Source organism: Roseomonas sp. TS2, from assembly GCF_058833935.1.
Genome location: NZ_JCACVY010000132.1, coordinates 1 through 12527 on the forward strand (window position 1 = coordinate 1; position 12527 = coordinate 12527).

14 protein-coding genes and 1 tRNA gene are annotated in these 12527 nt (G+C 72.2%); 9 read left to right on the forward strand and 6 right to left on the reverse strand.

The genetic code is table 11. The features are described from left to right. Positions 1-66 precede the first annotated feature (66 nt). From ACZJYS_RS17610 to ACZJYS_RS17625, 4 genes are all read left to right on the forward strand, one after another. Positions 67-1212, forward strand: a complete 1146-nt coding sequence (locus ACZJYS_RS17610; protein ID WP_109515002.1) for an ATP phosphoribosyltransferase regulatory subunit — start codon at positions 67-69, stop codon at positions 1210-1212. Between the two features lie 2 nt (positions 1213-1214). Then, positions 1215-2504, forward strand: coding sequence for an adenylosuccinate synthase (locus ACZJYS_RS17615; RefSeq protein ID WP_493179780.1), 1290 nt, complete (start codon positions 1215-1217; stop codon positions 2502-2504). A 104-nt stretch (positions 2505-2608) separates the two neighbouring features. Then, a complete protein-coding gene (locus tag ACZJYS_RS17620; RefSeq protein ID WP_493179781.1) occupies positions 2609-3115 on the forward strand; it encodes a hypothetical protein in 507 nt (168 codons plus the stop codon). Next, complete coding sequence (locus ACZJYS_RS17625; protein WP_493179782.1) at positions 3112-3465, forward strand: DUF3140 domain-containing protein; 354 nt, start codon at positions 3112-3114, stop codon at positions 3463-3465. The genes ACZJYS_RS17620 and ACZJYS_RS17625 overlap by 4 nt, the downstream gene beginning before the upstream one ends. A 101-nt stretch (positions 3466-3566) precedes the next feature. Here ACZJYS_RS17625 and rpoH read toward each other — a convergent pair whose 3' ends face one another. Together rpoH and ACZJYS_RS17635 are read right to left on the reverse strand one after the other, a co-directional pair. Then, the gene (gene rpoH, locus ACZJYS_RS17630) at positions 3567-4451 is read right to left on the reverse strand and encodes an RNA polymerase sigma factor RpoH (RefSeq protein WP_109515447.1); all 885 of its coding nucleotides are present in this window, start codon (positions 4449-4451) and stop codon (positions 3567-3569) included. A gap of 229 nt (positions 4452-4680) precedes the next feature. After that, a complete protein-coding gene (locus ACZJYS_RS17635) occupies positions 4681-5655 on the reverse strand; it encodes an RluA family pseudouridine synthase (RefSeq protein ID WP_379649211.1) in 975 nt (324 codons plus the stop codon). Between the two features lie 37 nt (positions 5656-5692). Between ACZJYS_RS17635 and ACZJYS_RS17640 the strand changes: the two genes are divergently transcribed. From ACZJYS_RS17640 to ACZJYS_RS17655, 4 genes are all read left to right on the forward strand, one after another. Next, complete coding sequence (locus tag ACZJYS_RS17640; RefSeq protein WP_109515448.1) at positions 5693-5992, forward strand: DUF6476 family protein; 300 nt, start codon at positions 5693-5695, stop codon at positions 5990-5992. 26 nt (positions 5993-6018) lie between these two features. Next, positions 6019-6243 (forward strand): DUF2256 domain-containing protein, encoded by a 225-nt coding sequence (locus ACZJYS_RS17645; protein WP_109515007.1) that lies wholly within the window; start codon positions 6019-6021, stop codon positions 6241-6243. Between the two features lie 24 nt (positions 6244-6267). Then, positions 6268-6343 (forward strand) — tRNA-Glu (locus ACZJYS_RS17650). 426 nt (positions 6344-6769) lie between these two features. After that, positions 6770-7840, forward strand: coding sequence for a GNAT family N-acetyltransferase (locus ACZJYS_RS17655; protein ID WP_493179783.1), 1071 nt, complete (start codon positions 6770-6772; stop codon positions 7838-7840). A gap of 96 nt (positions 7841-7936) precedes the next feature. Here the strand turns inward: ACZJYS_RS17655 and gltA are convergent, their stop codons facing one another. From gltA to ACZJYS_RS17675, 4 genes are all read right to left on the reverse strand, one after another. After that, complete coding sequence (gltA, locus tag ACZJYS_RS17660) at positions 7937-9244, reverse strand: citrate synthase (protein WP_109515009.1); 1308 nt, start codon at positions 9242-9244, stop codon at positions 7937-7939. Positions 9245-9398: 154 nt separating this feature from the next. Beyond that, a complete protein-coding gene (locus tag ACZJYS_RS17665) occupies positions 9399-9959 on the reverse strand; it encodes a thermonuclease family protein (protein ID WP_493179784.1) in 561 nt (186 codons plus the stop codon). Positions 9960-10024: 65 nt separating this feature from the next. Next, positions 10025-11518 (reverse strand): CYTH and CHAD domain-containing protein, encoded by a 1494-nt coding sequence (locus ACZJYS_RS17670; protein ID WP_493179785.1) that lies wholly within the window; start codon positions 11516-11518, stop codon positions 10025-10027. 3 nt (positions 11519-11521) lie between these two features. Further along, positions 11522-12055 (reverse strand): SixA phosphatase family protein, encoded by a 534-nt coding sequence (locus ACZJYS_RS17675; protein WP_109515012.1) that lies wholly within the window; start codon positions 12053-12055, stop codon positions 11522-11524. A 144-nt stretch (positions 12056-12199) separates the two neighbouring features. Here ACZJYS_RS17675 and ACZJYS_RS17680 point away from each other — a divergent pair. Continuing rightward, positions 12200-12527: SDR family NAD(P)-dependent oxidoreductase (locus ACZJYS_RS17680; protein WP_493179786.1), on the forward strand; the 328-nt coding region annotated here is incomplete at its 3' end.

A 12527-nucleotide genomic window follows, 5' to 3' on the forward strand; every position in this document is an offset into this window, starting at 1 on the left:
ACACAGCCGCCGTTTGCCCCTGACCCCGTGCCGCGCCCTTCGACCGGCGCCCCGGCCTCCGGAACCATGACCGAAGACCTGCCCAACCCTGCCCTGCTGCCCTCCGGCCTCTCCGACCTGCTGCCGCCCGAGGCGGCGCGGGAGGCGGCGCTGGTGGAGGCGATGCTCGCGGTCTTCGCCAGCCATGGCTATGAGCGGGTGAAGCCGCCGCTGCTAGAATTCGAGGACAGCCTGCTGGCCGGCTCCGGCGCCGCCGTGGCCGAGCAGACCTTCCGGCTGATGGACCCGGGCAGCCACCGGATGATGGGACTGCGCGCCGACACCACGCCGCAGGTGGCGCGCATCGCCGCCACCCGGCTGGCCGATGTGCCGCGCCCGCTGCGCCTTTCCTACTCCGGCCAGGTGCTGCGCGTGCAGGGCAGCCAGCTGGCGCCGGAGCGGCAGATCCCGCAGGCCGGCATCGAGCTGATCGGCGCCGATTCCGCCGAGGCGGATGCCGAGGTGGCGCTGCTCGGCGTCGAGGCGCTGGCGGCTGTCGGCATCGCCGCGCCGAGCCTCGACATCACGCTCCCCACCATGGCGCCCGCCCTGCTCGATGCCGCCGGGGTGCAGGGCGACCTCCGCCGCCGCCTCGCCCGCGCGCTGGACCGCAAGGACGCCGCCGCCGTGGCGGAGCTGGCCGCCATCGCCGGGCCGCCGGCCATCGGCCTCGCCGCGCTGCTCACCGCCGCAGGCCCCGCCGACCGGGCGCTCGCCGCGCTGCGCGACGCCGAGCTGCCGCCCGAGGCGCGCGCCATCGCCGACAACGCGGCGGCCATCGTCGCCGCCATCCGCGCCCGCGCGCCGGGCTTGCGCATCACGCTGGACCCGGTGGAGTTCCGCGGGCTGCAGTATCATGTCGGGGTGGCCTTCACCCTCTATGGTCCGGGCAACACCGGGGAGCTCGCGCGCGGCGGCCGCTACCGCAGCGGCGAGGAGGCGGCCACGGGCATGACGCTCTACCCGGACGCGGTGCGCCGCGCGGCGCCCGCCGGGCCGCCGCCCCGCCGCGTCTTCCTCCCGCTGGGCAGCGACCCGGCGGCGGCGGCGCGGCTGCGCATGCAAGGTTTCATCACGGTGGCGGCGCTTTCGTCCGCCGACACGCCGCGGCAACTCCGCTGCGGCCACATCCTGCGCGGAGACAGCGCCGCGCCGATCGAGGAGATTGCTTGACCATGGCCAATGTCGCCATCATCGGCGCCCAGTGGGGCGACGAAGGCAAGGGCAAGGTCGTCGACTGGCTGGCGAGCCGGGCCGATATCGTCGTCCGCTTCCAGGGCGGCCACAATGCCGGGCACACGCTGGTGGTGGGCAACCAGACCTACAAGCTGAGCCTGCTGCCCTCCGGCGTGGTGCGCGGCAAGCTCGGCGTCATCGGCAACGGCGTCGTGCTGGACCCGGACGCGCTGCTGGGCGAGATCTCCCGCGTGCGGGGGCAGGGGCTGGATGTCGGCCCGCACAACCTGCGCATCGCCGAGAACGTGCCGCTGATCCTGCCGCTGCACCCGGCGATCGACAAGGCGCGCGAGGAAGCCCGCGGCGAGGCCAAGATCGGCACCACCGGTCGCGGTATCGGCCCGGCCTATGAGGACAAGGTGGCGCGCCGCGCCATCCGCCTCTGCGACCTGGCGGAGCCGGAGACCCTTTCGCAGAAGCTCGACGAGCTGCTGCTGCACCACAACACCCTGCTCAAGGGCCTCGGCGCCGCCACCTTCGAGAAGCAGGAGCTGCTGGACAAGCTGGTGGCGCTCGCGCCCAAGCTGCTGCCCTATGCCGAGGCGGTGTGGGAGCGGCTGGACGAGGCCCGCCACAGCAACAAGCGCGTGCTGTTCGAGGGCGCCCAGGCGGTGATGCTGGACGTCGACCACGGCACCTACCCCTACGTCACCTCCTCCAACACGGTGGCGGGCAACGCGGCGGCGGGCGCCGGCGTCGGGCCGCACAGCGTCGGCACCGTGCTCGGCATCGCCAAGGCCTACACCACCCGCGTCGGCTCCGGCCCATTCCCGACCGAGCTGTTCGACGATGTGGGCAAGCGGCTGGGCGAGCGGGGGCGCGAGTTCGGCACCGTCACCGGCCGGCCTCGCCGCTGCGGCTGGTTCGATGCCTGCCTGGTGCGCCAGGCGGTGAAGGTGGGCGGCATCCAGGGCTTGGCGCTGACCAAGCTCGACGTGCTGGACGGCCTCTCGGAACTCAAGATCTGCACCGGCTACCGGATCGACGGCGAGGTGGTGAAGCGCCTCCCCGCCGCGCTGGGCGCCCAGGCCAAGGCCGAGCCGATCTACGAGACGCTCGAAGGCTGGACCCAGTCCACCCAGGGCGCGCGCTCCTGGGCGGAGCTGCCGGCGACCGCGATCAAGTACGTGAAGCGCATCGAGGAGCTTGTGGAGGCGCCGGTGACGCTGCTCTCCACCTCGCCGGAGCGCGACGACACCATCCTCGTCAGCGACCCCTTCGCGGGCTGAGGCGATGGGCCAGGGGGCCACGCCCCCTGGCGCCCCCTGCCTGCAGCGGGGCAACCGGAACCGGTGACCGGCCGTTTTCCTGCCATCCCTTCATGGAGGCAGGCATGGCCGGCACCGCCCGGAAGACCGATCCCGAACTCTGGGAGACGGTCAAGGCCAAGGTCACGCGCGAGGACAAGGGCGGCAGGCCCGGCCAGTGGTCCGCGCGCAAGGCGCAGCGCGCCACCGCCGAATACAAGGCGGCGGGCGGCGGCTACAAAGGCGCCAGGAGCGCCGACAACCATCTGAAGCAGTGGCAGGACGAGGATTGGGGCACCCGCTCCGGCGCGAAGAGCGCCGAGACGGGGGAGCGCTACCTTCCGCGCAAGGCGCGCGAGACCCTCAGCAAGGGTGAATACGACCGCAGCACCGCGAAGAAGCGGGCGGATACGCGCAAGGGCCGCCAGTTCAGCGCCCAGCCGCCGGATGTGGCGCGCAAGGCCGCCCGCGCCCGTGCCAGCGACGCCCCCACGCGCGAGACGCTGATGCAGGAGGCGCGCCGCTGCGACATCCGCGGCCGCTCCCGCATGACCAAGGCGCAGCTTCAGGAAGCCCTGGAGAAGCACGCATGAGCGGCGACCGCGACGAGACCATCGCGGAATTCCGCAAGGTGGTGAACATGGCGCCCGCCGCGCTGCGCGAATGGCTTGGCAGCGAGGAAAGCCAGAGCGTCGGCATGACGCCGGAGGGCGAGAGGGTCACCGGCAAGGGGCAGGGGGAGGCGGTGGGCCACCGGATGGGCCAGCGCATCCTGGAGATCAAGGCGCGCAGGCAGGCGGATCTGTCGGAGGAAGACCTGGCCGACATGCGCAAGGTCATCGGCTACGTCCACCGCCATGGCAAGCAGCGCCCGAAGGGCGATGTGACGGACACGCGCTGGCGCCATAGCCTGATGAACTGGGGCCATGACCCGCTCGCCTGAAACGCCTCCGCCTGAAACGCTTCGGGGCGCCAGTGGCGCCCCGGAACTGCCGTGCGAGAGAGGGAGGCGGGTTCCAGGGGAAGGCCTGCTTCCCCTGGTTCTCACTCGGCCGTCAGGCGGCGTTCCATGATCTGCGTCTTCATGCTCTTCTGGAGCTTCTCGAAGGCGCGCACCTCGATCTGCCGCACCCGCTCGCGCGAGATGTTGTACTGCTGCGACAACTCCTCGAGCGTGGTCGGCTCGTCCTTGAGGCGGCGCTCGATCAGGATATGGCGCTCGCGCTCGTTGAGCGTCTTCAGCGCCTCACCGAGAAGCTCGCGGCGGTTGGACATGTCCTGCCGCTCGGCGATCTCGGATTCCTGGCTCTCGCTCTCATCGACCAGCCAATCCTGCCACTCACCCTCGCTGTCGGCCCGCACCGGGGCATTCAGCGAATTGTCGGGCGAGGCCAGGCGCCGGTTCATCGACACCACGTCCTGCTCGGGAACCTGCAGCACGCGGGCGATCTTCTCCACCTGCTCCGGCTGCAGGTCGCCCTCTTCCAGGGCGGCCATCTGGCCCTTCAGGCGGCGCAGGTTGAAGAACAGCTTCTTCTGCGCGGCCGTGGTGCCCATCTTCACGAGCGACCACGAATGCAGGATGTACTCTTGGATCGCGGCGCGGATCCACCACATGGCATAAGTGGCCAGGCGGAAGCCACGGTCGGGATCGAAGCGGCGGACAGCCTGCATCATGCCGACATTGCCCTCGCTGATCAGCTCACCGACGGGCAGGCCGTAGCCACGATAGCCCATGGCGATCTTCGCCACGAGGCGCAGATGCGAGGTGACAAGACGATGCGCGGCCTGCTGGTCGCCATTGTCCTTCCACTCCTTCGCCAGGCGGAATTCCTCCTCCGGCGAAAGCATGGGGAATTTGCGGATCTCCTGGAGGTAGCGGGAAAGATTGCCCTCAGGAGCAATAGGGATCATTGAAGTGGAAGCCATGGTCAGCATCTGCCTCCTGCACCGGCCGGGAGCCCCTGTGACGGCGAGCTCCGGGCGATAGGTCCGGTCGTCCCCGCGCAAGCCCTGACGCGCCGACCCGTCCAGGGGTCACAAGAATAAGGACGGTTCCGACGGCCGCGCCTTGGTGGTGGCACCCGGCGTTGGCGACAGGTGAACGCTACTCTTGTTGGCCGGGTTGCGCAAGAAAATCCCGACTGTAATAGTCGGGTTACGCCGGGTTACCGTCCAGCAATGTGAGAAGGGCCTGCATGTCGGGCGGCAAGGGCGCGGAGAACCTTAGCGCAGCGCCGGTTACGGGATGGTTAAAGCCAAGCGTTTCAGCGTGTAGCGCCTGCCGCGGAAAGGCCAGCAGCGTGTCCCGCGCCGCGTCCGGCAGACCCTTCGCGGCGGCCGGCAGGCGCCGCAGATAGACCGGATCCCCCACCAGCGGATGGCCGATATGCGACAGGTGCACACGGATCTGGTGGGTCCGGCCCGTGGCGAGTCGGCAGCGCAGCAGGGCGCAGGCACTGCCCCAGGCACGTTCCGTCACGAAGCGTGTCAGCGCCGGCTTGCCGCCCCGGCTCACCACGGCCATGCGCTTGCGGTCGGTCGGGTGGCGGCCGACCGGCGCCTCGATCTCCCCCTGCCGCTTCGCGGGCACGCCCCAGGCCAGCGCCAGGTAGGACCGCTCCAGGTCGCGGTTGGCAAAGGCCTCGGAGAGGATCTGGTGCGCCACCGCGCTCTTCGCCACCACCATCACCCCGGAGGTGTCCTTGTCCAGCCGGTGGACGATGCCGGGCCGCCTCTCGCCGCCGATGCCGGTCAGCTCCTCGCCCGCATGGGCGAGGAGGGCGTTCACCAGCGTGCCGTCCTGGTTGCCGGGGGCAGGGTGCACCACCAGCCCCGCCGGCTTGTCCAGCACGATCAGGTGGGCATCCTCGAACAGGATGGTCAGGGGAATGTCCTGGGCCAGCGGCGTGGCCGGCAGGGCCGCGGGCGGCGCCACGCGGTAGAGCGCCCCCGGCCGCACCGCCTCCGACGGATCGGTCAGCGGCGCGCCGTCGCGCGTCACATGCCCCGCCTCCATCAGCGCCTTGACGCGGGAGCGGGACAACGTGCCTATCGCGCCGGCCAGGAACCGGTCGGCGCGGCTGCCCGCATCGCCGGGGCCGGCGAGTATGTCATGGGGGCCGTCCGGCATGGGGCCGGGCTCGGCCGTTTCGGTGCGGGGGGTGTCGGTGCGCGGGCTCAAGATTCTTGTGGTGGTGATGGGGGTGATGATCATCGTCGCCACGGTGGCGCTGGTGGTGGCGCTGGTGCAGCGGATGAACAGCGCCGCCGGCGGGGTCGCCAACGGGATCGCCAGCGGGGTTAGCACGGATCTCGCCCTGCGCCAGCCGCCTGGTTCGCGGATCGGTCAGATCGCCGTGCTGGATGGCCGGCTGGCCGTGTGGGTGGAGCGGCCCGATGGCGCGCGGATCCTGCTGGTCGATCCGCGGGGCGGCCGCGTGGCCGGGGAGATCCGCCTGGGCGAGTGAGCCCGGGCTGCCGGAGGAGGAGGCCGATGCCGCACCAGAAGCCGAACCTGCCGCAGAAGCCCTGCGCCGGCTGCGGCCGGCCTTTCGCCTGGCGCCGGAAGTGGGCGCGGGTGTGGGATGAGGTGCGCTTCTGCAGCCAGGCCTGCCGCGATGGGCGGCATCCCGCCGCCAAGGCGGCGGCACGGGAAAAAAGCGTTCCGGATGCGGAAATGGAACTTCGGCCTCTTGATCGGGGCCGCACCACCCGATAGAAGCCCCCTCACACGACGCCTCCAGTCCCCTTCGTCTAGAGGCCTAGGACACCGCCCTCTCACGGCGGTAACAGGGGTTCGAATCCCCTAGGGGACGCCAAGGCTTTGCAGCCCTGGCCCAGTCTGGGCGTCTGTACATCCTCCCAAACGATCCTCCGCCGATGGCTGCCGTGCTTGGCCGGAGGCATATGCCTGCGGCATGGCCGCGGCTGCCGGGCAGGCCGTCCGGCGGGCCTTCGGGCGCTGCCGTAAACGCCCCGTGGCCTGCGCTGGCTGCTCAAGGCGGCGCGCGCACACGGCCTCCGCCAAGCGGAGACGGGGCCTGCGCAACAGCTCTGTTACAGACGCTTAACCGGATAACCCGGATCACAAGCTCGAGCACCTTGCTGCGCAATGAGTCTCAGACATGATCCGTGGATGAGAATTCACCAATTAACTGAATTTGTCGAAATTTTGCGATGATATGCTGCGCTGCTCCTGCCGCCCCGGTGGGTGCATCCACAAAAAGCACGGCAGCTCTCCGTCCATGTCGACAAACCTCGTCATCTCCGATTGCGCCGCCGGCGTGGCGGAATGGGACCGCTTTGCGCAGCGTTGCGGAGCTTCGTTTCGCTGCGCGCACGGGGCTCTGGCCCTCTGGCAGCTCGATCATCACCTGCCTTACCGGCTCCGCCTGCTCGAGATCCACGCGGTGCGTGGTGGCGAGCGGCGGAAGATCGGCCAGTGTGCCGTGGGCATCAGCCTGCGGCGGCGGGTCTTCGCCGATAGCCTGCAATTGCTGCCCGAGGAGCAGCAGCTGTGGTCCGAGGCGATGCAGGCGGTGCTCGGCCGGCTCGGGGCGGGCGAGTATCATTATGGCTCGCAATGGAGCCTCGAAGCGCCGCGCGAGGCCGATCTGGCCGCGATCCCCGGCGTCACCGTCACCGCGGTCGAGCCCATCACCGTGCATGCGGTCTCGTTCCGGGAATGGAGCAGCTGGGAGGCCTATCTGCGCGGCCTCAGCAGCAATGCCCGGCGCAACGCCAAGCGGGCGCAGGAGCAGTTCGCCGACCTGGCGGTGGAGATCCGGCAGGGGCGGGAGACGCTGCGCCGCTGGCCCGCCCTGCAGGCGCTGAAATCCATGCTGGCGGACCGCAAGCAGCTCGACTTCCGGCTGGCGCGGCATTTCCTGCGCTTCGCCATGCGGCTGATGGCGCTGCGGCAGAACAACTTCCTCGCCGTGGCGCGGGGCGGCGGCGAGGACATGGCTGCCTTCGCGGGCATCGATTTCGGCCCCAACACCTACTTCCTGGAATCCGGCGCGCGGGATACGCGCAACGGCACCGGCTGGCACCTGATGCTGACGATGCTGCAGCGGGCCTATGGCCGCGCGCCGGGGGGCTATTTCGTCATGGGCGCCCAGTATGCGCGCGACCCGGCCGATGAGGGGCTGCACTTCTCGCGCCGCCAGTGCCGCGCCGCGTTCCTGCCGACCAGCGAGGTCTCCTTCCGCTACGTCGCCGTCATGCCGAGCAACGTCGTGCCGTTGCAGCCGCTGCGCGCCGATCCGGTCCTGCCGGTGGAGGCTGAGGCGCTGATCGCCGCCCGCACCGGCTGAACTGCCCTGAAATGCAGCGCCCCGCCGCGGCAGGGCCGGGCGGGGCGTGTTCCAGTGCGTTGCCGGGCCCCGGGCGCGCGCCCGGGGCGGCCGGGTTCAGGCCCGGCTGTCGAGCGGCGTGACGTCGCGCTGCGTGGCGCCGGTGTAGATCTGGCGCGGGCGGCCGATGCGCTGGCCCGGCTCCTCGATCATCTCCTTCCACTGGCTCACCCAGCCCACGGTGCGCGCCACGGCGAAGAGCACGGTGAACATGTGGGTCGGGATGCCCATCGCCTTCAGGATGATGCCCGAATAGAAGTCGACATTCGGGTAGAGCTTGCGGGAGACGAAATACTCGTCCGACAGCGCGATGCGTTCCAGCTCCATGGCGAGGTCGAGCAGCGGCTCGTCCTTGATGCCGAGCTCCCTCAGCACCTCGTGGCAGGTGGCCTGCATGATCTTCGCGCGCGGGTCGAAGTTCTTGTAGACCCGGTGCCCGAAGCCCATCAGCTTCACGCCGGAGTTCTTGTCCTTCACCTTCTCGATGAAGGAGGGGATGTTCTCGACGCTGCCGATCTCGTCCAGCATCTTGAGCACCGCCTCGTTGGCGCCGCCATGGGCGGGGCCCCACAGCGCGGCGATGCCGGCGGCGATGCAGGCGAAGGGGTTGGCGCCCGTCGAGCCGGCCAGCCGCACCGTGGAGGTGGAGGCGTTCTGCTCATGGTCGGCGTGCAGGACCAGGATGCGGTCCATGGCGCGGGAGAGGATGGGGTTCGGCTTCCACTCCTCGGCCGGCACCGCGTTCAGCATGTAGAGGAAGTTCTCGGCATAGCTGAGGTCGTTGCGCGGGTACACGAAGGGCTGGCCGATCGAGTACTTGTAGGCCCAGGCGGCGATGGTCGGCACCTTGGCGATCAGGCGGTAGGCCGCGATCTCGCGCTGCTTGGCGTCCGAGATGTCGAGGCTGTCGTGGTAGAAGGCGGAGAGCGCGCCGACCACGCCGCACAGGATGGCCATCGGGTGCGCGTCGCGGCGGAAGCCGTTGAAGAAGGTGCGCAGCTGCTCGTGCAGCATGGTGTGCAGCGTCACGCCGCGGTCGAACTTCGCCAGCTGCTCCTTGGTCGGCAGCTCGCCGTAGAGCAGCAGGTAGGAGACCTCGAGGAAGTTCGACTTCTCGGCCAGCTGCTCGATCGGGTAGCCGCGGTAGAGCAGGACGCCCTGGTCGCCGTCGATATAGGTGATGGCGCTCTCGCAGGCCGCCGTGCCACCATAGCCGGGGTCGAAGGTGAAGACGCCGAGCTCGCTGTACAGCTTGCGGATGTCGAACACGTCCGGCCCGATCGAGCCCTGGATCAGCGGCAGTGTGGCGGATTTGTTGGATCCGTCGAGCGTGACGGTGACGGACCCTTTGGCCGTGCTGCTCATGGCGTCGTCCTCTTATCGGGGGGGCGGCGCCAGTCGGGCCGGCGCCGTCTATGATGCAGCGCAAGATTAGGCGTCGCCCCGCGGACTTGTCCATCCGGGGGGTGCATGGCTGGTGCCGCGAGGGCAGGATGGAACCCGGGTGGCGAAGGGCCGTTCAGGGGCGCGCGCGCCAGCTTTCCGGCGCGCCGGCGGGGTGGGACCAGAGGCCCCGCCCGGCGCTCCGCGCCGCGGCCTCGGCGGCCTGCAGGCCGGCGGCGCCGCTTTCGGCCAGCGCCCAGCCGGCGGCCACCAGGGCGGTGTTGGTCTCCACCCCGCCCGCCTCGCACACGCCGAGCGCCCGGCCGAAGCGGTCCCGCCCGCGCACGCGGCAGGCGATGTCGCTGCGCTGCACCAGCCGCGCCAGCGCCTCGGCCGCGGCGCCGCCGCAATCGAAGCCGACGCCGCCGGGCGTGGTGCAGGTCTGCCCGCGCGGGGGGGAGATCAGCCCGGCCAGGCGCAGCGTGCGCTCGCCCAGGCGCAGCGTGTCGCCATCCACCACCCGCACGCTCTCGGCGCTGGCCACCCAGTCCTGCTCGCGCGGGGCGGAGCCGAAGAGGTTGGCGGGAAGGCCGAGCCCGGCCATCGCCAGGGCCAGCATGGCCAGGCTGGAGCCGAGCGCGAAACCGCGCCAGCGGCGCGGTGCGGGGGCGGGGCGGAAGATGCGGCGACGGGTCAACACGCCGCAAAGCGTTAACCCAGCCGGGCGGGGAGATTCAAGCGCCGGTTGAAGACTCCCGGCGCTCAGCCATCGTCCCAGAAGGGTTCGGCCCGCAGGAAGCGGCGCCAGGCGCGCAGAGCGGCGGGCCGGGTGTCGCGCCCCGCCGAGAGCGCCCAGCCTTCCGCCAGGCCGATCGCCCAGCCCGGCGCGCCCGTGCCCTTGCCCCCCTGCAGGCTGGCCACCAGGGCGCGGGCCGCCACGGTGTCGTTGGAAAGCCCCAGCGCCTCCTGCAACGCGCCGATCCGCCGGAGGAAGCGCCGCGCCGGCTTGCCGGGCCAGAGCGGCGCGAACAGCTCCGCCACGTAGCGCAGCCTCTTGGCTTCCAGCCGCAGCTCGTGCAGGGCGTGGTCGTCCAGCGACTCGATCTCCCGCCCGCCCTTGAGCAGCTTGCGGCGGCGGCGCGCCAGCAGCCCGGCCGCCTGGGCGCGCAGCGGCGCCTCCGCCGCGGCGCCGTCCGGCGCCCCCCAGTCCCGCATCGCCGCGAGGCGCACCGCCTGCCAGGCCAGGGTGTGGAAGGCCGGGCCCTCCAGGGTGGCGCGCAGCCGCGCATAGGCCTCCAGCCGGCGCTGCCCCGCCGCGCGCAGCAATTGCGCCCAGCGCCGGTCCGGCCCCAGCACCGTGGCCAGCTCGGCCCCCAGCCCGCCCAGGAACACGTCCCATTCGCGCGCCTCGCCCAGCCCCCGCGCCAGGTCCCGCAGCCCGGCATCGAGCGCGCGCAGGGCCGGCCCGTCCCGCATCGGGCGGAAGGCCTTCAGGCAGGAACGCAGCCGGCGGGCGGCGACGCGGAGCTGGTGCACCGCCTCCGGCCCGGCCTCCGGGCGGGCCAGCGGCGCCTGCGCCAGCAGCACATTCGTCAGGTGGGCGATGGCCAGCGCCAGCGCGTCGTCCGGCGTCGTGGCGCCGCCGAGGTCGGGCGCGCCCTTGCGGCGCGGGCGGGGCGGGGTGCCGCGGGCCAGGGCCAGCGCCAGCTCGTCCAGCCCGGCGGCGGCGGGCAGGCCGGGCAGGGCGGTGGCCAGGGCCAGCACCGCCTCCGCCGGCCCCTCCAGGGTCAGGAAGGCCACGGCCTGTTGCCGCTCGCCGGCGCGCAGCGTGCCGGTGCGCCAGCGGAGCGCGACGCCGGCGGCATCGGGCGGCGACTGCGCCACCCGGCCCGCATAGTGCGCGACGGGCAGCAGCGCCGCCTCGCCCGCCTCCGCCGGCACCGCGTCCGCCGGGAGCACGGTGCCCTCCGGCAGGGGCGTGCCCGGCAGGGACAGGCCGGCCATGGAGGTGCCGGACGGCGCGGCGCCGGGCCGCGCAGCCTCATCCTCCGGCAGGCGCAGCGGGCAGAGGCGGCGGCCGCCCCGCGCGCCGGAGCGCAACGCCAGCCCGGCCTTGGCCAGCGTGCCGCCGGCGCTGTCCAGCCAGTCCCAGGCCTCGGCGGTGGCGCGCGGCCGGCCGCGCGCGGCCAGGGCGGGATGCCGCCAGAGCTTCGCCGCCGCCTCGGGCGGCAGCGTCAGGTCAAGGCACAGGGTCATCGTTCAGACGGCCATTTCCGGCAGGTCGTTCGGGGCCACGAAGCGCACCAGCCGGCCGCCGCCCGCCTCCAGCAGCCGCCAGGGCGCGGCGATGGCGAACTCGGCCAGCGCGCCCGTGGGGTAGCCATCGGCCAGGCGCTGCGTGCCGGGCGCCTTGCCGGCCATGCCCGCCGGCCCCGCCAGCGCCAGGGCGAGGTCGTGCAGGCCCGGGTTGTGGCCGATCAGCAGCAGGCTGCGGGCCGTCTCCGGTGCCTCGCGCAGCGTCTCCAGCAGGCGCTGCCAGGGGGCCAGGTAGAGGTCGTCCATCGGCTCCACCATCGGGCTGTCCGGCAGCGGGGCCAGCGCCTCCAGCGTCTGCAGGGTGCGCCGGGCGGAGGAGACCAGCACGATGTCCGGCGACAGGCCGAGGCCGTGCATCACCCCCGCCATGGCGACGGCGGCGCGTTTCCCGCGCGCATTGAGCGGGCGGGCGTGATCCGGCAGGCTGGGATCGTCCCAGGAGGATTTCGCGTGCCGTAGCAGGAGCAATTGCCGCATGTTCGGCAGTTTGGCACGCGGCGCGGCATCTGTCGCGGGGGAGGGCGCGCGGCAGGGGGCGCAGGGGCGTGGCCGGCGCGGGGTTCCGCTTCGCGGCGGGCCGCCCATCTGGCAGAAGGCGCAACAGAGACCGGAGAGATGCGTATGGCCGAGCGGATCGTGGTGATCGGTGCCACCGGGGGGGTGGGCGGCGCCCTGGCGCGGCGCCTGGCCGCGCGCGGCGACGAGCCCTTCCTCATCGCCCGCGACGCCGCGCGGCTGGCGGCGCTGGCCGGGGAGCTGGGCGCCCCGCATGCCGCCGCCGACGCGACCGACCCGGAGGCGCTGGCCGCCGCCATCGGCGCGGCCGGGCCGCGCCTCGGCGGGCTGGCCTACTGCGTCGGCTCGATCCCGCTGAAGCCGCTGAAGCGGCTGACGGCGGCCGACTTCCTGGAAGCCTTCCGGCTGAACGCGATGGGCGCCGCGCTGGCGG

What these genes read in the sequence shown, in the direction of transcription:
- gltA (WP_109515009.1), bottom strand. Translation starts at nt 9,244, where the DNA reads ATGAGCAGCACGGCCAAAGGGTCCGTCACCGTCACGCTCGACGGATCC.
- ACZJYS_RS17620 (WP_493179781.1), top strand. Translation starts at nt 2,609, where the DNA reads ATGGCCGGCACCGCCCGGAAGACCGATCCCGAACTCTGGGAGACGGTC.
- ACZJYS_RS17625 (WP_493179782.1), top strand. Translation starts at nt 3,112, where the DNA reads ATGAGCGGCGACCGCGACGAGACCATCGCGGAATTCCGCAAGGTGGTG.
- ACZJYS_RS17670 (WP_493179785.1), bottom strand. Translation starts at nt 11,518, where the DNA reads ATGACCCTGTGCCTTGACCTGACGCTGCCGCCCGAGGCGGCGGCGAAG.
- ACZJYS_RS17615 (WP_493179780.1), top strand. Translation starts at nt 1,215, where the DNA reads ATGGCCAATGTCGCCATCATCGGCGCCCAGTGGGGCGACGAAGGCAAG.
- rpoH (WP_109515447.1), bottom strand. Translation starts at nt 4,451, where the DNA reads ATGGCTTCCACTTCAATGATCCCTATTGCTCCTGAGGGCAATCTTTCC.
- ACZJYS_RS17655 (WP_493179783.1), top strand. Translation starts at nt 6,770, where the DNA reads ATGTCGACAAACCTCGTCATCTCCGATTGCGCCGCCGGCGTGGCGGAA.
- ACZJYS_RS17635 (WP_379649211.1), bottom strand. Translation starts at nt 5,655, where the DNA reads ATGCCGGACGGCCCCCATGACATACTCGCCGGCCCCGGCGATGCGGGC.
- ACZJYS_RS17645 (WP_109515007.1), top strand. Translation starts at nt 6,019, where the DNA reads ATGCCGCACCAGAAGCCGAACCTGCCGCAGAAGCCCTGCGCCGGCTGC.
- ACZJYS_RS17675 (WP_109515012.1), bottom strand. Translation starts at nt 12,055, where the DNA reads ATGCGGCAATTGCTCCTGCTACGGCACGCGAAATCCTCCTGGGACGAT.
- ACZJYS_RS17610 (WP_109515002.1), top strand. Translation starts at nt 67, where the DNA reads ATGACCGAAGACCTGCCCAACCCTGCCCTGCTGCCCTCCGGCCTCTCC.